This window comes from Scandinavium manionii, from assembly GCF_024764775.1.
Taxonomy (GTDB): Bacteria; Pseudomonadota; Gammaproteobacteria; order Enterobacterales; family Enterobacteriaceae; genus Scandinavium; species Scandinavium manionii.
In genome coordinates, this window is sequence record NZ_JALIGC010000039.1 from 312777 (window position 1) to 331317 (window position 18541).

General features: G+C 59.2%; 16 protein-coding genes. 10 read left to right on the plus strand and 6 right to left on the minus strand.

Annotation, left to right across the window (positions count from 1 at the left end; genetic code table 11):
* The first annotated feature begins 68 nt into the window (after positions 1 to 68).
* The 6 genes from menF to menE all read left to right on the plus strand — a co-directional run bounded on the left by menF (position 69) and on the right by menE (position 7071).
* Positions 69 to 1355 carry an isochorismate synthase MenF gene (menF, locus tag MUU51_RS15955; protein ID WP_258968105.1) on the plus strand — a complete coding sequence of 429 codons (1287 nt, stop codon included), beginning with the start codon at positions 69 to 71 and terminating at the stop codon, positions 1353 to 1355.
* Positions 1356 to 1426: 71 nt separating this feature from the next.
* Complete coding sequence (gene menD / locus MUU51_RS15960) at positions 1427 to 3097, plus strand: 2-succinyl-5-enolpyruvyl-6-hydroxy-3-cyclohexene-1-carboxylic-acid synthase (protein ID WP_258968106.1); 1671 nt, start codon at positions 1427 to 1429, stop codon at positions 3095 to 3097.
* A complete protein-coding gene (gene menH / locus MUU51_RS15965) occupies positions 3094 to 3870 on the plus strand; it encodes a 2-succinyl-6-hydroxy-2,4-cyclohexadiene-1-carboxylate synthase (protein ID WP_159770269.1) in 777 nt (258 codons plus the stop codon). The genes menD and menH overlap by 4 nt, the downstream gene beginning before the upstream one ends.
* A gap of 14 nt (positions 3871 to 3884) precedes the next feature.
* Complete coding sequence (gene menB, locus MUU51_RS15970) at positions 3885 to 4742, plus strand: 1,4-dihydroxy-2-naphthoyl-CoA synthase (protein ID WP_110509282.1); 858 nt, start codon at positions 3885 to 3887, stop codon at positions 4740 to 4742.
* Positions 4742 to 5707, plus strand: a complete 966-nt coding sequence (gene menC / locus MUU51_RS15975) for an o-succinylbenzoate synthase (RefSeq protein ID WP_258968107.1) — start codon at positions 4742 to 4744, stop codon at positions 5705 to 5707. Before menB ends, menC begins: the two co-directional genes overlap by 1 nt.
* Positions 5704 to 7071, plus strand: a complete 1368-nt coding sequence (menE, locus tag MUU51_RS15980; protein ID WP_258968108.1) for an o-succinylbenzoate--CoA ligase — start codon at positions 5704 to 5706, stop codon at positions 7069 to 7071. The genes menC and menE overlap by 4 nt, the downstream gene beginning before the upstream one ends.
* On the opposite strand, the gene MUU51_RS15985 is transcribed toward menE, so the two are convergent.
* From MUU51_RS15985 to MUU51_RS15995, 3 genes are read right to left on the minus strand one after another with little or no spacing between them, the layout of a single operon-like run.
* Positions 7068 to 8582, minus strand: coding sequence for a tripartite tricarboxylate transporter permease (locus MUU51_RS15985; protein WP_159770278.1), 1515 nt, complete (start codon positions 8580 to 8582; stop codon positions 7068 to 7070). The two genes, menE and MUU51_RS15985, sit on opposite strands and share 4 nt — an antisense overlap.
* 11 nt (positions 8583 to 8593) lie before the next feature.
* On the minus strand, positions 8594 to 9025 hold the full coding sequence (locus tag MUU51_RS15990; RefSeq protein WP_258968109.1) for a tripartite tricarboxylate transporter TctB family protein: 432 nt from the start codon (positions 9023 to 9025) through the stop codon (positions 8594 to 8596).
* Positions 9026 to 9038: 13 nt separating this feature from the next.
* A complete protein-coding gene (locus MUU51_RS15995) occupies positions 9039 to 10019 on the minus strand; it encodes a Bug family tripartite tricarboxylate transporter substrate binding protein (protein ID WP_159770284.1) in 981 nt (326 codons plus the stop codon).
* Positions 10020 to 10168: 149 nt separating this feature from the next.
* Between MUU51_RS15995 and tctD the strand changes: the two genes are divergently transcribed.
* The 4 genes from tctD (at position 10169) to MUU51_RS16015 (ending at position 14219) form a co-directional block, all read left to right on the plus strand.
* Positions 10169 to 10843 carry a transcriptional regulator TctD gene (gene tctD / locus MUU51_RS16000; RefSeq protein ID WP_110509294.1) on the plus strand — a complete coding sequence of 225 codons (675 nt, stop codon included), beginning with the start codon at positions 10169 to 10171 and terminating at the stop codon, positions 10841 to 10843.
* Complete coding sequence (locus tag MUU51_RS16005; RefSeq protein WP_258968110.1) at positions 10830 to 12239, plus strand: sensor histidine kinase; 1410 nt, start codon at positions 10830 to 10832, stop codon at positions 12237 to 12239. The genes tctD and MUU51_RS16005 overlap by 14 nt, the downstream gene beginning before the upstream one ends.
* 146 nt (positions 12240 to 12385) lie before the next feature.
* Positions 12386 to 12928, plus strand: a complete 543-nt coding sequence (locus MUU51_RS16010; protein WP_159770290.1) for a YfaZ family outer membrane protein — start codon at positions 12386 to 12388, stop codon at positions 12926 to 12928.
* 88 nt (positions 12929 to 13016) lie between these two features.
* Positions 13017 to 14219 carry a nicotinamide mononucleotide deamidase-related protein YfaY gene (locus tag MUU51_RS16015; protein WP_159770293.1) on the plus strand — a complete coding sequence of 401 codons (1203 nt, stop codon included), beginning with the start codon at positions 13017 to 13019 and terminating at the stop codon, positions 14217 to 14219.
* 37 nt (positions 14220 to 14256) lie between these two features.
* On the opposite strand, the gene glpC is transcribed toward MUU51_RS16015, so the two are convergent.
* Genes glpC through glpA form a run of 3 tightly spaced genes read right to left on the minus strand, consistent with a single transcriptional unit; the run spans position 14257 to position 18309 of the window.
* Complete coding sequence (gene glpC, locus MUU51_RS16020; protein WP_258968111.1) at positions 14257 to 15447, minus strand: anaerobic glycerol-3-phosphate dehydrogenase subunit GlpC; 1191 nt, start codon at positions 15445 to 15447, stop codon at positions 14257 to 14259.
* The gene (glpB, locus tag MUU51_RS16025) at positions 15444 to 16691 is read right to left on the minus strand and encodes a glycerol-3-phosphate dehydrogenase subunit GlpB (RefSeq protein WP_258968112.1); all 1248 of its coding nucleotides are present in this window, start codon (positions 16689 to 16691) and stop codon (positions 15444 to 15446) included. The genes glpC and glpB overlap by 4 nt, the downstream gene beginning before the upstream one ends.
* Complete coding sequence (gene glpA / locus MUU51_RS16030; protein WP_258968113.1) at positions 16681 to 18309, minus strand: anaerobic glycerol-3-phosphate dehydrogenase subunit A; 1629 nt, start codon at positions 18307 to 18309, stop codon at positions 16681 to 16683. The genes glpB and glpA overlap by 11 nt, the downstream gene beginning before the upstream one ends.
* Between the last annotated feature and the right edge of the window lie 232 nt (positions 18310 to 18541).

Below are 18541 nucleotides of genomic sequence, written 5' to 3' on the forward strand. Positions count from 1 at the left end.
ATCATGGGTACTGCATTTTTCAGGCAGTACCCCTTATAATGCGTGGTTTTTATCAGAGAGAGGTTCGCGTGCATTCCATTACCGCTGCGCTGGAAAACCTGTTGGGTTTTCTGTCTGACGACATGCCTGATGCACCTGGCTCGCGAATTTTCGACACCCCGTTTCCTCTCAATGATGCCTTTGATCCCCTGAGCTGGCTTTGCAGTCAGCCGATATTCCCGCAGTTTTACTGGCAGCATCGCAGCGGCCAGGAAGAGGTTTCCGCTCTCGGTGCCGTGCGTCGTTTTACCTCATTGCCCCACGCCAATATCTTTCTTCAGCAGCAGCAAACCGCGTTTCGCATCTGGGGCCTCAACGCCTTTGAACCGGAAACGAGTGAACTGTTTTTGCCGCGTCTGGAATGGCGGCGCGATGCGGGAAAAGCGTTATTACGCCTGACGCTAAGCAGTGATACGTCGTTGCGGGAAGATGCCAGTGCGGCGCGGGAATTTTTAACCGCCTTGCGGCCTGCTCATCCGTTGCCCCTTTTAAGCGGCGAGCTGAAAGGCGAACGCCATTTCCCTGATCACGCGGGTTGGCTGCGCCTGATTGAAGCTGCGACAGACACTATCGCGACCGGCGAACTGGATAAAGTGGTGCTCGCTCGCGCTACCGATCTGCAATTTGCCGCCCCGCTGCATGCCGGTGCCATGATGGCGGCGAGCCGTCGCGTCAATCTCAACTGCACCCATTTTCTGATGGCCTTCGATGCAAAAAGTGCGTTTCTGGGCTCGACGCCGGAACGGCTCTGGCGCCGTCAGGGTCAACAGCTCGATACCGAAGCGCTGGCGGGCACCGTAGCGAGCCATCCTGATGACAAACAGGCGCAGCATTTTGCCGACTGGCTAATGCGCGATGATAAAAATCAGCGTGAAAATTTGCTGGTGGTGGAAGACATCTGCCAGCGTTTGCAGCAGGACGTCAGTGCGCTGGAAGTGCTGCCGCCGCAGGTGATTCGCCTGCGAAAAGTGCAGCATCTCAGGCGCTGTATTCAGGCTGAACTGAAAATGCCTGACGACACGCGTTGCCTGGTTCAGCTTCAGCCGACGGCAGCGGTGGCCGGACTCCCGCGCGAGCAGGCCCGGCAGTTTATCGAGCACCATGAGCCGTTCACCCGTGAATGGTACGCGGGTTCCGCGGGCTATCTCAGCCTGCAACAAAGCGAATTCTGCGTGGCGCTGCGTTCGGCGAAAGTCACCGGCGACGTGGCGCGATTATATGCCGGCGCCGGGATTGTTCGCGGCTCGGATCCTGAACAGGAATGGCAGGAGATCACCCAAAAAGCAGCAGGATTACGCTCCTTGCTTATCCGATAACCGACTCATATCAATAACCTGTCGCTATCACTCATCTATAATTATACGCAAAATTGATACCGGACAATCTCATGTCAGTAAGCGCATTTAACCGACGCTGGGCGGCGGTGATCCTTGAAGCATTGACCCGCCACGGCGTGCAGCACGTTTGCATCGCGCCGGGCTCGCGCTCGACGCCATTAACGCTGGCGGCGGCGGAAAACCGCGCTCTGATAGCCCACACCCATTTTGATGAACGTGGCCTCGGCCATCTGGCGCTGGGGCTGGCTAAGGTAAGCCAACAGCCGGTGGCGGTGATTGTCACGTCCGGAACCGCGGTCGCCAATTTGTATCCCGCGCTGATTGAAGCGGGGTTGACCGGCGAGAAAATCATTCTGCTGACCGCCGACCGCCCGCCGGAACTGATCGACTGCGGCGCCAATCAGGCGATTCGACAGCCGGGTATGTTTGGTTCGCATCCGTCACAAACGCTGTCTCTGCCACGCCCGAGCCACGATATTCCGGCCCGCTGGTTGGTCTCGTCGATTGATAATGCGCTGGGCCAGCTGCATAGTGGCGGGGTACACATCAACTGTCCGTTCGCGGAACCGCTGTACGGCGAAATGGACGATACCGGACTCGACTGGCAGCAGGCGCTCGGTAACTGGTGGCAAAGCGACAAGCCGTGGCTGCGCGAAGGGCAGCATCTGGAAAGCGAAAAGCAGCGCGACTGGTTTTTCTGGCGACAGAAGCGTGGCGTCGTGGTAGCCGGACGCATGAGCGCGGCGGAAGGGAAGAAAGTGGCTGAATGGGCGAAAACGCTCGGCTGGCCGCTGATAAGCGACGTACTGTCGCAAACCGGACAACCGCTGCCGTGCGCCGATCTCTGGCTCGGAAACGCCAACGCCGTCACCGAACTGGCGCAGGCACAAATAGTGGTACAGCTCGGCAGCAGCCTGACCGGCAAACGTCTCCTGCAATGGCAGGCTACCTGCGAACCGGATGAATACTGGTTGGTAGACAATCTTCAAGGTCGGCTCGACCCGGCGCATCACCGCGGTCGTCGTCTGGTGTGTAAAGTTGGCACCTGGCTGGAACAGCATCCGGCTGAGCAGCGCCAGCCCTGGGCGGTGGACATCCCGCGCCTGTCAGAGCAGGCGTGGCAGGCCGTCGTTGCCCAGCGAGAAACGTTCGGCGAAGCGCAACTGGCGCATCGCATCAGTGAATATCTGCCCGATCAGGGCCAGCTTTTTGTCGGCAACAGCCTCGTGGTTCGCCTGATAGACGCTCTGGGCAAGCTTCCGGCGGGGTATCCGGTGTACAGCAACCGCGGCGCGAGCGGCATCGACGGGCTGATTTCCACTGCCGCAGGCGTGCAGCGCGGGAGCGCCAAATCGACGCTGGCCATCATGGGCGATCTCTCGGCGCTGTACGATCTCAACGGCCTGGCCTTATTGCGCCAGGTTTCCGCCCCGCTGGTGCTGATCGTGGTGAACAACAATGGCGGGCAGATTTTCTCGCTGCTGCCGACGCCTACTGAAGAACGTGAACGCTTCTATCTGATGCCGCAAAACGTCCATTTTGAGCACGCGGCCAACATGTTCGGTCTGCGCTATCACCGCCCGGAAAACTGGACGGCGCTGGAAGATGCGCTACGCGGCGCGTGGCGTCAGCCGGTGACCACGGTGATTGAGCTGGTGGTCAATGACACCGACGGCGCGCAGACGCTGCAGAACTTACTGGCGCAGGTCAGCCAGCTATGACGCTCCACGCCGTTGCCCGAGAAGGCGCGCCGAACCAGCCGTGGCTGGTATTCCTGCACGGCTTTTCCGGCGATCGTCGTGAATGGCAGGCGGTAGGGGAGAAACTCACTGGGTTTTCCCGGCTGTATGTCGACCTGCCCGGTCACGGTGGGTCAGCGGCAATTTCTGTGACGTGTTTCGATGATGTGTGCCGGGAATTGCAGGAAACGCTGATTAGTTACAACATCCTAAGTTATTGGCTGATTGGCTACTCGCTGGGCGGACGCGTGGCGATGGTTGCGGCAAATCAGGCGAAACTGCCCGGTCTGAAAGGGCTGATTGTCGAAGGTGCGCATCCTGGCTTACAGGACGACACCGCCCGTGAAGCGCGTTTGCAGTCCGATACGCAATGGGCGCAGCGCTTTCGCCACGAACCGCTGGCCGACGTTTTCGAAGCCTGGTATCGCCAGCCGGTATTTGCCTCACTCACTGACGCACAACGCCAGACGCTGGTGGCGTTACGCGCCGATAACAATGGCCCGCGGCTGGCCGACATGCTGCTCGCCACCTCACTTGCCGTACAGCCTGATTTACGCGCGGCGCTCGCCACCCGTGGCTATGCTTCAGGTGACTACGCATTTTTATATCTATGCGGCGAACACGACGCCAAATTCCGTGCACTGGCGGAAGAACGGGCTGCGCCATGCCACCTTATACCTCACGCTGGACACAACGCCCATCGGGAAAATCCCGCAGCGGTGGCGAACTGTCTGGCACAGATTCTGAATAACTGACGACAGGACATATTATGATTTCCCCAGATGAAAAAATGCTCTACGCCCCGGTTGAATGGCAGGACTGCTCCGAAGGTTTCACCGATATCCGTTACCAGAAATCCGCTGACGGCATCGCCAAAATCACCATCAACCGTCCGCAGGTGCGTAACGCGTTCCGCCCAGTGACCGTCAAAGAGATGATCCAGGCGCTGGCCGATGCGCGCTATGACGATAACGTCGGCACCATCATCCTGACCGGCGAAGGCGACAAAGCGTTCTGCGCGGGCGGCGATCAGAAAGTTCGCGGCGACTACGGTGGATACCAGGACGACTCCGGCACCCATCACCTGAACGTGCTCGACTTCCAGCGTCAGATCCGCACCTGTCCGAAACCTGTAGTGGCAATGGTTGCTGGCTACTCCATCGGTGGTGGCCACGTGCTGCACATGATGTGTGACCTGACCATCGCGGCGGAAAACGCTATCTTCGGCCAGACCGGCCCGAAAGTCGGTTCCTTCGACGGTGGCTGGGGCGCGTCTTACATGGCCCGTATCGTCGGTCAGAAGAAAGCCCGCGAAATCTGGTTCCTGTGCCGTCAGTACGACGCGAAAGAAGCGCTGGATATGGGGCTGGTTAACACCGTGGTTCCGCTGGCGGACCTGGAAAAAGAGACCGTGCGCTGGTGCCGTGAAATGCTGCAAAACAGTCCAATGGCACTGCGCTGCCTGAAAGCGGCACTCAACGCCGACTGCGACGGTCAGGCCGGTCTGCAGGAACTGGCGGGCAATGCCACCATGCTGTTCTACATGACTGAAGAAGGTCAGGAAGGCCGCAACGCCTTCAACCAGAAACGTCAGCCTGACTTCAGCAAATTCAAACGGAATCCGTAATGCGCAAAGCCCAGGTGTACCGCTGGCAGATCCCCATGGACGCGGGAGTGGTTCTGCGCGAGCGGCGTCTGAAAACCCGCGACGGGCTGTTGGTCAGGCTTTGTCTGGGCGATGCCGAAGGCTGGGGCGAGATTTCGCCTTTGCCGGGCTTCAGTCTGGAAACGCTCGATGACGCGCAGACGGCGGTCATCGCCTGGGTAAATGCGTGGCTGAAAGGGAGCGACCCTGAATTTCCGTCAGAGCCCTCAGCCGCGTTTGGCCTGAGCTGTGCGCTGGCGGAGCTGAACGACGAACTGCCCAACGCCGCCGATTACCGCGCGGCGCCGCTGTGTACCGGCGATCCGGATGAGCTGTTTGCGGTCCTTCAGGCGATGCCCGGCGAAAAAATCGCGAAGGTGAAAGTCGGCCTGTGGGAAGCGGTTCGCGACGGCATGGTGGTCAATCTGCTGCTGGAAGCCGTGCCCGATTTACAGCTTCGTCTGGATGCTAACCGTGCCTGGACGCCGCTAAAAGCGCAGCAGTTCGCCAAATACGTTAATCCGGACTATCGCTCACGCATCGCCTTTATCGAAGAGCCGTGTCGAACCCGCGACGATTCCCGCGCTTTTGCGCAGGAAACCGGGATCGCCATCGCCTGGGATGAAAGCCTGCGTGAAGCTGATTTTACCTTTACCTCGGAGCCGGGCGTGAAGGCCGTGGTTATCAAACCGACGCTCACCGGCAGTCTGCAAAAGGTCCGCGAACAGGTCGCGGCGGCCCATCAGCAGGGGTTGACCGCAGTGATCAGCTCATCGATTGAATCGAGTCTTGGCCTGACGCAGCTGGCGCGTATCGCCGCCTGGCTGACGCCTGGCACCCTGCCGGGGCTGGACACGCTGAACCTGATGCAGGCGCAGCTGATTCGCCGCTGGCCGAATAATGAATTACCGTGCATGACCCACGACAGTCTGGACCCGCTGTTATGATCTTCCATGACTTCCCGTGGCGACACTGGTGCGCCGTGCGTCCGCATGCGCAGGCGCTGCGTCTGGGCGATGACACGCTCAACTGGCAGCAACTGTGTCAACGGGTCGACGCACTGGCCGCCGGGTTTGCCGCGCAAAATGTTCAGCCGGACGACGGGGTGCTGCTACGGGCGTATAACAACCCGCAAACGTTGCTGGCGTGGCTGGCGCTGTTGCAGTGCGGTGCGCGCGTTTTGCCGGTTAACCCTCAGTTTCCGCGCGAGCTGGTGGCCGCACTCTTACCGCAGTTTTCGCTGCATCATGCGTTATTGCTCACCGACGAAAAGCCGTTCGACGCGCTGACTGAGCTAGCGCTCCAACAGGCTGAAGATATGCCGGGCGTTGCCTGGCAGGCAGAGCGTCTGGCGACTATGACGCTGACGTCAGGCTCCAGCGGCCTGCCAAAAGCCGCGGTACACACACTGGTCGCACATCTCGCCAGTGCCGAAGGCGTATTAGCGATGATGCCCTACGGCGAAACCGACGACTGGCTGCTGTCGCTGCCGCTGTTTCACGTCTCCGGGCAGGGCATTCTCTGGCGCTGGTTATTGAAAGGTGCGCGCTTAACGGTGCGCGAACGCGTGCCGCTGACACAAATGCTCGAGGGCTGCACCCATGCTTCCCTGGTGCCGACGCAGCTTTGGCGTTTACTGAACGACGGAGGCGCGCTGACGCTCAACACGGTGCTACTTGGCGGCGCGGCGATCCCCGTTGAGCTGGCGGAACATTCCCGTTCACGCGGCATCCGCACTTTTTGCGGCTATGGGCTGACGGAGTTTGCCTCGACGGTCTGCGCAAAAGAAACCGACGGTGAAGCAGACGTGGGGTCGGCATTACCGGGGCGAGAAGTGAAAGTCGTTGACGGCGAAATCTGGCTACGGGCGAAAAGCATGGCCGCTGGCTACTGGCGGGATGGCGTGCTGACGCCGCTGACCAACGCCGAAGGCTGGTTCCCGACTCGCGATCGTGGTGAATTACAGGGCGATCGCCTGACCGTTCTCGGGCGCATGGATAACCTCTTTTTCTGCGGCGGGGAAGGCATTCAGCCAGAAGAAGTCGAACGGGTGATCGCGCGTCATCCACAGGTTGAACAAATCTTTATTGTGCCGCTGGATGACGCCGAATTTGGTCAGCGTCCGGTGGCGGTGGTCGAAGGCCATGGCGGGTTCGATGTTACGCAAATGCCGCAATGGGCAGCAGACAAACTGGCGCGCTTTCAGCAGCCGGTTTACTGGTTAATGTTGCCCGCCAGCCTGAAAACCGGCGGGATAAAAATTTCCCGCCGAGCATTACAGGAGTGGGTTAACGCCACGCTGCGCGGTTAGTTTGCTTCCGCGGCGGCTTTACGCTGGCGTTTACGCACCAGACGCAGCACCGGTGGAATGACGATCACCGCGAAGGCCAGCACCAGCAGCGTTTTCGCCACGCCGCTTTCCCACAAAATATTCATGCTGCCGTTGCTGATCGACAGCGCGCGGCGCAGGTTTTGCTCCAGCATTTCCCCCAGCACGAACCCAAGGATCAGCGGCGACATCGGGAAATTCATTTTCCGCAGAATGTAGCCAAACACCCCAAGCCCCACCATCAGCACCAAATCAAACGTAGTGCTGTGTACCGCGTAAACGCCTACCGCAGAGACGGCGGCAATCGCCGGAACCAGGAACCACAGCGGAATGGTCAACATGCGGGTGAACAGGCCAATCAGCGGAATGTTCATGATAAGCAGCATCACGTTGGCAATCAGCAGTGCGGCAATCAGTCCCCAAACGATATCCGGCTGTTCAGTAAACATCGCCGGACCCGGGGTGATGTTATACAGCGTCAGCGCGCCCATCATTACCGCCGTGGTGCCGGAACCCGGCACGCCTAACGTCAGCATGGGAATGAACGAGCCACAGGCCGAAGCGTTATTCGCGGCTTCCGGCGCTGCGACGCCGCGGATATCGCCCTTGCCGAAGCTGTCGCTGTTACCGCTGATTTTCTTCTCGGTCATGTAAGTGATGGCGCTGGCGATGGTCGCCCCGGCCCCTGGCAGCACGCCGACGAAGAATCCGACCACCGACGAGCGCAGCGTGGCGCCTACGCACTGCGAGGCTTCCTTCATGTTAAACATCATGCGTCCGGTTTTGCGGACCAGCGTCTGGCCGCCGCTGGTGCTTTCCAGCATCAGCAGAATTTCCGACACCGAGAACAGGCCGATAACCACCACAATAAACTGCACGCCGTCGGACAAATGGACGCTGTCGAAGGTGAAGCGATATACCCCGGTGTTGGCATCCACGCCCACCGTCGCCAGGCCCAGTCCAATCAACGCCGCGAGGAAAGATTTCAGCGGGTTTTGCGCCATCATGCTGCCGAGGCAGGCGATAGCAAACACCATCAGAGCGAAATACTCCGCCGGACCAAACGCCAGCGACCATTGCGCCAGCGCCGGAGCGAAAAGAATAATGCCGAAAATGGCGATCATCGACCCCATAAACGAGCTGACGGCGGAAATCGACAGCGCGACGCCGCCGCGCCCTTGCTGCGCCATCGGGTAACCGTCGAGCGCGGTCATAATGGCCGCCGCATCGCCGGGCACGTTGAGCAGAATCGATGAAATACGCCCGCCATATTCACAGCCGATATACACCGTAGCGAGCAGGATCAGCGCCGATTCGGCGGGAAGATGCAGGGCGAACGCCAGCGGCAGCAAAATAGCCACGCCGTTGATCGGTCCAAGGCCGGGCAGCAGCCCAACGATGGTGCCGACGAAGCAGCCAATCAGCGCAATCACCAGGTTTTCCGGGGTCATCGCCACGGCGAACCCCTGCGAGAGATAAATCCAGGTATCCATAGGAGACTCCGTCAGTTTAACCAGGCGCCAAGCGGCAGGGTGACATCCAGCAGCCGGTCAAAGGCGAACCACAGCGTAACGCCGAGCACCACGCCAGAGATGGCCGCCGCGGGCAGCGTTGCGCCAAACAGCATGCCGATAATCGCCGTCAGAATGGCGGTTGCCAGCGGGAAGCCCAGCGATTCAAAGCCCCAGGCGTACATCAGCAGCACAATCACCATCACCAGCAGGCGCTGAAGCACCTGGCGATGCGGCCACTCCACCACATCAGGACGGCGTAGCAGCATCGACACCGAACACAGCAGCATCAACCCGATAATGCCCAGCGGGAACGGACGCGGGCCAACCGGTTCATAGCTGTATTCGCTGTGAAGCTGCCAGGCGACCATCAGCCCGCCAAGGCAGAGCAGAAGCCAGATCCCGGCAAAAATACGATCGCTCATATGCGCCTCCGGCTTATTTCGCCAGACCAAACGATTTGGCCTGCTCGCGGTAATCCGTGACCTGCTGCTTCACGTAGCTGTCGAGCGCTTTGCCGTTCAGATTGAACTCAAACAGCCCGCGCAATTCGCGTTGCTTTTTGAATTCTTCGGTCTGCTGCATTTTTGCAAAAGTATCGACCCACCAGTTGTACTCGGCGTCGCTCACTTTCGGCCCCACGTAGAACCCACGAATAATCGGCCACACCAGGTCATAACCCTGTTCTTTGGCTGTCGGCACGTCGGCTAACTGACCCGGCAGACGATTTTCTGAGAACACCGCCAGCACGCGGATTTTGTCGCCCTGCAGGTACGGCACCATTTCACTCAGGTCACCGGACACCGCCTGCACGTGGTTGCCCATCAGCGCGGTGACCGGTTCACCGCCGCCCTCAAAGGCCACGTAGCGCATCTTGTGCGGGTCGACGTTGGCTTTCTGCGCCAGCTTTGCAGCTTTCATCCAGTCCTGGCTACCAATCGACGCGCCTGCGCCAATCACCACCTGATTCGGATCTTTTTCCATTGCCGTCAGCAGGTCTTGCAGCGTTTTCCACGGCGCATCTTTACGCACGGCGATCATCCCGTAATCGGTACCAACGCTCGCCAGCCAGCGCACGTCATCGACGTTATAACGCCCGAATTTTCCTTGAGAAAGGTTAAGCAGCGAGCCGCCGGAGAAGGCCACCACGGTGCCCGGTTCGCCAGGGCGCTGTGCGACGATGGCGTTATAGGCCACTGCGCCCACGCCGCCAGGCATGTAGGTCACGCGCATCGGTTTTTCGATGGCGTTGGTTTCCAGCAAACTGACCTGAATCAGCTTGCAGGTGAGGTCAAAACCGCCGCCGGGCTTGGCTGGCGCGATACATTCAGTGCGCCCCGGGGCTTCCACGGCCAGCGCATGTGCGCTACCGAGAAGCAGGGCAGAGGTAACAACGGTACGAAGGATCTGCGTTTTCATTTTTATCCTCACGCCGGGTAAACCGGATTAGTGGGTACAGGTTTTTTTCTGATTATGTGAACCGTCGTGTGGCGGTCCCGTTGCGTGATTGTTAAAACAGTAACCTTTCATTTCCCTTTCAATGCGCCACTTACTTTACAGGATGTGATATGCGTCTCTTATTGGCGGAAGATAACCGTGAGCTGGCTCACTGGCTGGAGAAGGCGCTGGTGCAGGGCGGTTTTGCCGTCGACACCGTGTTTGATGGCAAAGCCGCCGATCACCTTTTGCAAAGTGAAAAATATGCGCTGGCGGTGCTGGATATCGGCATGCCCGGTCTCGACGGGCTGGAAGTGGTACAGCGCCTGCGCAAGCGTGGGCAAACGCTGCCGGTGCTGCTGCTGACCGCGCGCAGCGCCGTGGCGGAACGAGTGATTGGTCTCAATGCCGGGGCCGATGACTATTTGCCCAAGCCGTTTGAGCTGGAAGAACTCGACGCCCGACTGCGCGCCCTGCTGCGCCGCAGCGAAGGCCAGGTGCAGGAGACGCAGCAACTGGGTGACCTGGCGTTTCACGACGACGGCTATTTCCTGCTGCATGGGCAAACGCTGGCGCTCACGCCCCGGGAACATGCGCTACTGACGGTGCTGATGTATCGCCGCCAGCGCCCGGTATCCCGCCAGCAGCTGTTCGAACAGGTGTTCAGCCTGAGCGACGACGTCAGCCCGGAAAGTATCGAACTCTACATTCATCGCTTGCGTAAAAAACTGCAGGACAGCAATGTGCGCATCGTGACGCTACGCGGGCTCGGCTACCTGCTGGAGCGCAGCGATGACGTGGCGTAAACCGCAGTCACTTTTTGCTCAACTGCTGCTGTTTCTCGGTTTGCCGCTGCTGTTGCTGTGGGGGCTGTCGGCGTTTAACAGCTACGTCAGCGCGCTACAGGCGGCGACGCAGGCCTATGACCGCACGCTGCTTTCCTCGGCGCGAACCATCTCCGAGCGTCTTGCGGTAAACGCGGAGAAACTGGTGGTCAACGTCCCCTGGGTGGTACTCGACAGCTTCGAGCTGAACATGAATGACCGCCTGTATTACAAAGTGGTGGACCCGGCTGGAAAGGTCATTTCGGGCTATGACGATTTGCCCACCATGCCGCCGTCGACCTCCCGCACTACGCTGTATCCGGCGCTGGCGTGGTTTTATCACACCCAGTATCGCGGGCAGGCGATTCGCGTGGCGCGTTTGCTTCAGCCGGTGAACGAAGGTGGTGTGATGGGCATGGCGGAAATCTATGTCGCAGAAACGCTGCAATCCCGGCGCTATCTGGCGCGTCAGCTGCTTCTTTCCTCGCTCACCACCCAGGGGATGTTGGTTCTGCTGACGCTGGTGCTGGCGGGCTGGTTACTGCGCCGGGTGCTGCGCCCGATGCGTCTGCTGTCGTCGATCATGGTGCGTCGCGACCCGGGTTTACTCACGCCGTTGCCAGAGCTGCTGCCGTGGTCGGAAACGCGGCTGCTGATTATCGCCTTCAACCGCTATATCGACCGCCTCCGGGGCCTGATTTCCCGGCAGGAACGCTTCAGCGCCGACGCATCTCATCAGCTTAAAACGCCGCTGGCTATCCTCAAAACGCAGGTCTCCGTGGCGCTGGCCAGCCCGCAGCCGCAGGCATGGCGCGAAAGTTTACAGGCGATGAGCATCACGCTGGACAACACCATTTCGCTCACCGAACGCCTGTTGCAGCTTTCCGCCGTGAAGGGCAAAGAGCAGGGCACCCGACAGTTTGAAACCGTCGATTTGCACGACATCGTGCAGCAAAGCTGTTTTTCCCGACTGGCGCAGGCCCGTAGCAAACAGATTGATTTGGGCTATGAAGGCGAGCAAGCGACGGTATGGGTGCTGGGTGATGCGATTCTGCTCGGCGAGCTGTGCGCTAACTTACTGGACAATGCGCTGAAATATACGCCGGAGTCCGGCACGGTGACGGTGAGTCTGCAACGACAGGACGATGAGGTTATTCTGCAAATTGAAGACAGTGGTCCCGGTATTGAGGAGACGCAGATAAATATCGCGTTACAACCTTTTCAACGACTGGAGAACATCGGTGATATCAGCGGGGCAGGCCTCGGGCTGGCGCTGGTCAATGATATCGCCCGTCTCCATCGGGCAACGCCTGAACTGACGCGCAGTGAGGGGTTGGGCGGGCTTTGTGTCAGAGTGCGGCTTGCGCGGGTAAAATAAACGACGGCGACGCAGATCCCCGGTAGTAACTGCTTACAATCATGTTGTCAATCTCCTTTATAGTGCATTGATTCCTGAGCATTCAGCAGTACAATTCTGCCGTTTTGGGTCTTTTTATTAATTTGTGTTTGCTGGAACGTTAAAAAATGAAAAAAGGTATTTTGTTAGGTCTGTCCGGACTGCTGTTTGTTTCCGCTGCTGCCAACGCGATTAGCGTGAGTGGCCAGGCGGGTGAACACTACACCAATCTGGGCGTCGGCTTTGGAACGGAGTCTACGGGTCTTGCGCTGAGCGGCAACTGGACCCACAGCGATAACGATGGCGATGCGGCCAATATCGGCGTGGGTCTGAACATTCCGCTGGGCCCCTTCATTGCGACCGTCGGTGGTAAAGGCGTATATACCAACCCGAACGACGGCGACGAAGGTTATGCCGCAGCGGTCGGCGGCGGCCTGCAGTGGAAAATCGGCGACAGCTTCCGTCTGTTCGGCGAGTACTATTACTCTCCGGACTCGCTCTCCAGCGGTATTGAGAGCTACCAGGAAGCGAACGCAGGTGGTCGCTGGACTATCATGCGTCCAATCAGCATCGAAGCGGGTTACCGTTACCTGAACCTGGCGGGCAAAGATGGCAATCGCGATAACACTCTCGCAGATGGCCCATACGTCGGTGTAAGCGCAGCGTTCTAATCCTCAGGCGCGGCATTCTGTCGCGCCTGTTTTCCCTTTCCCTCTCGCCTCCGCTATAGTGAATCGTCCTCTTGTTAAGGAGAAAACGATGATCAACGTGGAGATGCTGTCCACCGGTGACGAAGTGCTGCATGGTCAAATCATTGACACCAATGCGGCGTGGCTTGCCGACTACTTATTTACCCAGGGATTGCCGTTAACGCGGCGCAATACGGTTGGTGACAGCCTCGACGCACTGGTGTCCGTGCTGCGTGAACGCAGTCAGCATGCCGATATTCTGATCGTCAATGGCGGGCTGGGGCCGACCAGTGACGATCTCAGCGCGCTGGCCGCTGCCACCGCTAAAGGTGAAGGGCTGGTGCTGCACGAAGAATGGCTTGCAGAGATGGAGAAATTTTTCAGCGACCGCGGGCGCATCATGGCCCCGAGCAATCGTAAACAGGCCGAAATTCCCGCCAGCGCCGAACTTATCGATAATCCGGTCGGCACCGCCTGCGGATTCGCGGTACAGCTTAATCGCTGCCTGATGTTCTTCACGCCGGGCGTGCCGTCCGAATTTAAAGTGATGGTTGCCGACCAGATTGTGCCGCGCCTGCGCGAGCGCTTTACGCTGCCGGAACCGCCGCTGTGCTTGCGTCTGACGACGTTCGGGCGTTCCGAAAGCGATCTGGCCCAGAGCCTGGATCACCTGATCCTGCCGCCGGGCGTGACCATGGGCTATCGCTCATCAATGCCAATTATTGAGCTGAAGCTGACGGGGCCTGCCTCGGAGCGAGACGCAATGCTGAAGCTGTGGCCGGAAGTGCAGAAGGTGGCGGGCGAAAGTCTGATTTTTGAAGGCACCGAAGGGCTGGCGGCGCAAATCGCGCGCACGCTGCAGGACAGCAAGTTGAGCATCACCCTCAGCGAGCAGTTCACTTCCGGACTTATCGCGTTACAGCTTGGGCGAGAATCCGCGCCGCTGCTGGCGAGTGAAGTGGTGCCGTGTCAGGAGGAAACCCTGGCTCAGACCGCGCACTGGACCGCAGAACGCCGCGTGAATCATTTTGCCGGACTGGCGCTGGCCGTTAGCGGCCTGGAACAGCATCACATTAATTTTGCGCTTTCCACACCGGAGGGCACGCATGCCCTGCAGGTGAAATTCAGCACTTCGCGTCACAGCGTGGCGGTGCGCCAGGAAGTGTGCGCGATGATGGCCCTGAATATTCTGCGCCGCTGGCTGAATGGCAAAGACATCGTCAGCGATCACGGATGGGTCAACGTGGTGGAGGATCTGTTCCTGCCCGTCTGAGGCCTCAATGCGTGCCCGGATTTTCCCGGCGCGTGAATCACAACAGCGCCTGCGCCAGCAATGAAATCGGATGTTCACAACGTTTGCTTGTGGACATCTCGATTTGCCATTTACAGGTCTCGCAGTCGGTGATCACGACATCCGCACCGCTGTCTTCAATCTGGCGGAACAGCGGGGCGCCAATGGCCTGCGAAGCGTTGTAGTTTTCGGATTTAAAGCCGTACGTCCCGGCAATCCCGCAGCACTGTGAATCCAGCACCACCACTTCAAGCTCCGGAATGCGCCGCAGCAGTTCCAGGGTATAAATCCCCCAGCCCATTTTTTCCATGTGACACGGCGTGTGGTACACCACTTTCAGCGGCAATCGTCTGAGCGGTAACGTCTTTCCGCTATCCAGTTGTTTCCACAACCAACGGGTAGCCAGTTCAATATTGTCGCGCACATCGTGATTATCGATATCCAGCAGATGCGGGTATTCATCGCGCAGGGTGAAGGTGCAGGTCGACGAGGTGGCGATGACCGGAAGCCGCTTTTCCAGCACCGCGTTACGCAGCGAAGCGACGTTGACCTGCGCCTGTTTGCGCGCTTTATCGATAAAACCGTTGGCAATCAGCGGCACGCCGCAGCACTTCTCTTTTTCCAGCAGTTGCACGCCGACGCCCATCGCATTCAGCACGCGGATCAAATCTTTGCCGAGCTGCGGATGGTTGTAATTGACGTAGCAGCCGTGGAAAAACGCCACCTGTTCGTCGTACTGCGCCTGCTGTTTCGCCACCTGGCGATACCCGCGACGGAAGGTGCCTAAACCGTATTTCGGCAGCGTGCGGCGATGATCGATTTTCAGCGCCGTATCAAGCAACCTGCGTACCGGTTTCAGCCCGGTGGTGGCGTTAATGATCGGCGCAAACGGCGTCGACAGCGTGCCCATCAAATCGGTGTGGCTGAGGATAGCATCTCGCAGCGTCGGTTTTTGCAGGCTGAACTGCGCCCGCGCGCGCTGAATAATGTCGCCAATCTGCACGTCTGACGGGCAGGCCACTTCACAGCGCTTGCAGTTGATGCAGTATTTCAGCGCGTCGTCATACAGCGCGCCGTCTTTTAGCCGCAGGCGTTCACCGTCCGGCCCGGCCTGTTTAGGGCCAGGATAACGCGGGTTCACACGACTCACCGGGCATGCCGTGGTGCAGACCGTGCATTTGATACAGCTGTCAAAACGGGTATCGCTCATGAGCAGCCTCCGGCAAGTTCGGCAATCTGACGCGCTGCGTGCAGGGCGGTGACGGCGCTGACGCCGCCTGCGCAGCCCTGTGAAATGCCATCAAAGCCCCCGAGCACGCCACCAATGGCAAACAGATTGTTGAAGCGTTGTCCGTTGCGCCGTGGGCGCAGCGTGGCGTCGACCTGCACGCCAAAGCGCTGCCACGGCTGCGGTTCAAAGAAATCCCCGTGGGTCCAGCTTTCTCGCGGCGAGGATTGCTGCACATCCAGCCCGAGTACCGGTTCGATAACGTCTTCGCGGCTGGCAATCAGGCCATTACTGAAAAAGCTGCCGCTGGCGAGTACGGCAAAGCGCGTCCGGAACGGCACGTCGCCGTGGTTTCGGGTGGTGATGGCGGAGATATTTTGGCCGTCGTGAATCACATCGGTGACGACGTCGCCCGCCAGCCACATGCCGCCGTTTTTGATGAACTGGCGCTGCAATGCCGTATGCAGCCGAATGCCCGGCACCGACGGCGGCAGCGTTGGCAGCAGCGAAAGTGGGCAAGGAAGCGTTTCATTCAGCCAGCGCCAGAGGCCATCGTCATTCAAACCAAAACAGGCAGGCAGTAATAGTCTGTCGCTCACCTGCGCGTGGGGCTGTAGGGCATCGTGCAGGCTGCGCCACTGTCCGTCGTCGTCAAGCAGTCGTGCCAGATTCACCGAGCGAAATTCAGAGGCGTTGTCACGTAACAGGTCGAGCTGCGGGAGATCAATTTCACACACGCGGGCCTCAACGCCCATTTTCTCCAGCGAGGCCGCCACCAGATGCGGCTGAAAATCAAGGAAGCCGCTGATGCCCACCACGGTGACGCGTTCCCCTTTGTGCGGCGCGAGTGCGATATCGGGCGGTGTGAGCCACGCCTGACGCAGCGTGCCGATGGGCGTGATGCGCTGATGCGGTTGGTCGACGCAGCCATGCATGGCAATGTTGCAGTCGCGCAGCAGCGTTTCGGTTTGCTGCGCATAGTCGAGCACTTGAGTGGTGCCGATCAGGCTGTAAGGATGACCCGGTTCGCTCTGGCGCAGCGCATCCAGCGCTTCTCGTGGCGTGCGGGTTACACAATGGGCCAGTAAATCCATCGAGCCTGACGAGAAATGCAGCCCGCTCTGGCCGCGGCTGATAATGGCGCAGCGCAGCCCTTGTCGGGTGAGCGACAATCCGCACAGCAAACCTGCCAGCCCGCCGCCAATAATGACGGTATCAACGTTCATCGTGATGCTCCTTTTCCAGACCGCACAGCCCTTGCCACACCCAACGGGTAAATTCGCTTTCACGTAATGCATCGCCCCAGGCGATGGGTTGCACGCCACGCCAGCGCTCGTTTAAAAATTCAGAAAGTTGAGTCAGCGACTGCGCAGGCGTGGTGACCTGATAGCGGTGCAATAGCGCGGCGGCGCGACAGGCGCACAGTTCCCCCTGACAGGTGCCCATGCCCACGCGGGTACGGCGGCGTAAATCGAGCAAGTTTTTCACGCCAAGATTTTCCACCGCGTACTGCACCTCGCCGGCGGTGACCGACTCACACTCACACACCAGGCTGCGCTTCAGGCGGGAATCACCAATCGATGCGGGGGTGCGGTCACCATGGCGGTATACCGCTGAACCGCGTAGCGGTGCGGGTAGCGAGACAATTTTATGCAGCGTTTTCTCGGTTGGATCCTGAGAGCCGGGCAGGGGAGTATCCGCGGTGGTACAGGGGGCGTTGTGATTCAGCTTGCGACAGACCGCATCGGTGGCCATTTCCGCCATTAAACGGTAGGTCATCAACTTACCGCCGGTGATAGTGATAAACCCTTCCAGCCCGTCACGCACGGCGTGATCGAGCAGCACAATGCCGCGACTGACATTACGCCCACTCGGATCATCGTCGCTGGCGACCAGCGGTCGCACACCGCAGTATGCGCGCAGAATGCGGGTGGTGGCGATGGACGGGGCCAGCTTTTCGCCTTCGCGCAGCAGAATGTCCACTTCCGCCGCCGTGACCCGGTTGTCGTCGATGTCACGATAGTCAATGTGTGTGGAGGTGGTGCCAATCAGGGATATGGTGTCGCCGGGCACCAGAATGTCGGCGTCGGCAGGTTTGCGGCAGCGGTTGATGACGTGCTGGTTGATGCGGTTTTCGAAGATAAGCAGCGAGCCTTTGGCCGGGAACATACGCACGCTTAAATCGGCATATTCGGCGATGCGCTGGCCCCAGATACCGCCCGCATTGACCACGACCTGGGCATGTAAGTTTTCGCTGGCGTGACGCGTGCGGTCCCATATTGTCACGCCGCATACGCGATCGCCCCGGCGAATCAGGCCGGTGATCTCGCTGCCGGTACGGATGACCGCCCTGTGTTCGCGTGCATCGAGCATATTGGCTGCGGTGAGACGGAACGGATCGACGGTGCCATCGGGAACGCTGACCGCGCCAATAAGATTGGGATTCACCGCAGGCTCCAGCGTTAGGGCTTGAGCTGGCGTTAACGGTTGGGCGGGAATATTCGCCGCGAGGCAGGCTTCAATAAACTGATGCTGATAATCGAGGGAGTCTTCCGGCAGGGTGATGAACAGCCCTTCCGTGGCCTCGATACAGTGGCGCGCAATGCGTTTCAAAATCGCGTTTTCCGCGATGCATTCCCGGGCTGATTCCGCATCCGTCACCGCGTATCGTGCGCCGCTGTGCAGCAGGCCGTGATTGCGCCCGGTGGCGCCGGTGGCGATATCATTCCGTTCGACCAGGATGACCTTAAGTCCGCGCAGGCTGCAGTCCCGGGCGATCCCGGCCCCGGTGGCCCCGCCGCCGATGATGATGACATCGGCTTCGCTGGAGGTAGAGAAACTCATACTGATCCCTCAATGTTCGTTTTCTTCCATTTAGCCACATTAAGAATATGGTTTGTTTGATATCGAGCATATTCGAGCATAAATCGAAAGTGAAACGTGATTCCGTGCTCATAATGGAATGTTTGTCATAAATATGTAACATTCTGTGCGACGTTTCACAGTATATAGACAACACTTTTCCTACCATCCAGCCGCAATGGCGCACCGCGAGCTGCTCGCGCCGGAGACGTCC

Excerpts from the sequence above, each read along its gene's own strand:
- menD (WP_258968106.1), top strand. The coding sequence starts at position 1,427 with ATGTCAGTAAGCGCATTTAACCGACGCTGGGCGGCGGTGATCCTTGAA.
- menH (WP_159770269.1), top strand. The coding sequence starts at position 3,094 with ATGACGCTCCACGCCGTTGCCCGAGAAGGCGCGCCGAACCAGCCGTGG.
- menB (WP_110509282.1), top strand. The coding sequence starts at position 3,885 with ATGATTTCCCCAGATGAAAAAATGCTCTACGCCCCGGTTGAATGGCAG.
- menC (WP_258968107.1), top strand. The coding sequence starts at position 4,742 with ATGCGCAAAGCCCAGGTGTACCGCTGGCAGATCCCCATGGACGCGGGA.
- menE (WP_258968108.1), top strand. The coding sequence starts at position 5,704 with ATGATCTTCCATGACTTCCCGTGGCGACACTGGTGCGCCGTGCGTCCG.
- MUU51_RS15985 (WP_159770278.1), bottom strand. The coding sequence starts at position 8,582 with ATGGATACCTGGATTTATCTCTCGCAGGGGTTCGCCGTGGCGATGACC.
- MUU51_RS15990 (WP_258968109.1), bottom strand. The coding sequence starts at position 9,025 with ATGAGCGATCGTATTTTTGCCGGGATCTGGCTTCTGCTCTGCCTTGGC.
- MUU51_RS15995 (WP_159770284.1), bottom strand. The coding sequence starts at position 10,019 with ATGAAAACGCAGATCCTTCGTACCGTTGTTACCTCTGCCCTGCTTCTC.
- tctD (WP_110509294.1), top strand. The coding sequence starts at position 10,169 with ATGCGTCTCTTATTGGCGGAAGATAACCGTGAGCTGGCTCACTGGCTG.
- MUU51_RS16005 (WP_258968110.1), top strand. The coding sequence starts at position 10,830 with ATGACGTGGCGTAAACCGCAGTCACTTTTTGCTCAACTGCTGCTGTTT.
- MUU51_RS16010 (WP_159770290.1), top strand. The coding sequence starts at position 12,386 with ATGAAAAAAGGTATTTTGTTAGGTCTGTCCGGACTGCTGTTTGTTTCC.
- MUU51_RS16015 (WP_159770293.1), top strand. The coding sequence starts at position 13,017 with ATGATCAACGTGGAGATGCTGTCCACCGGTGACGAAGTGCTGCATGGT.
- glpC (WP_258968111.1), bottom strand. The coding sequence starts at position 15,447 with ATGAGCGATACCCGTTTTGACAGCTGTATCAAATGCACGGTCTGCACC.
- glpB (WP_258968112.1), bottom strand. The coding sequence starts at position 16,691 with ATGAACGTTGATACCGTCATTATTGGCGGCGGGCTGGCAGGTTTGCTG.
- glpA (WP_258968113.1), bottom strand. The coding sequence starts at position 18,309 with ATGAGTTTCTCTACCTCCAGCGAAGCCGATGTCATCATCATCGGCGGC.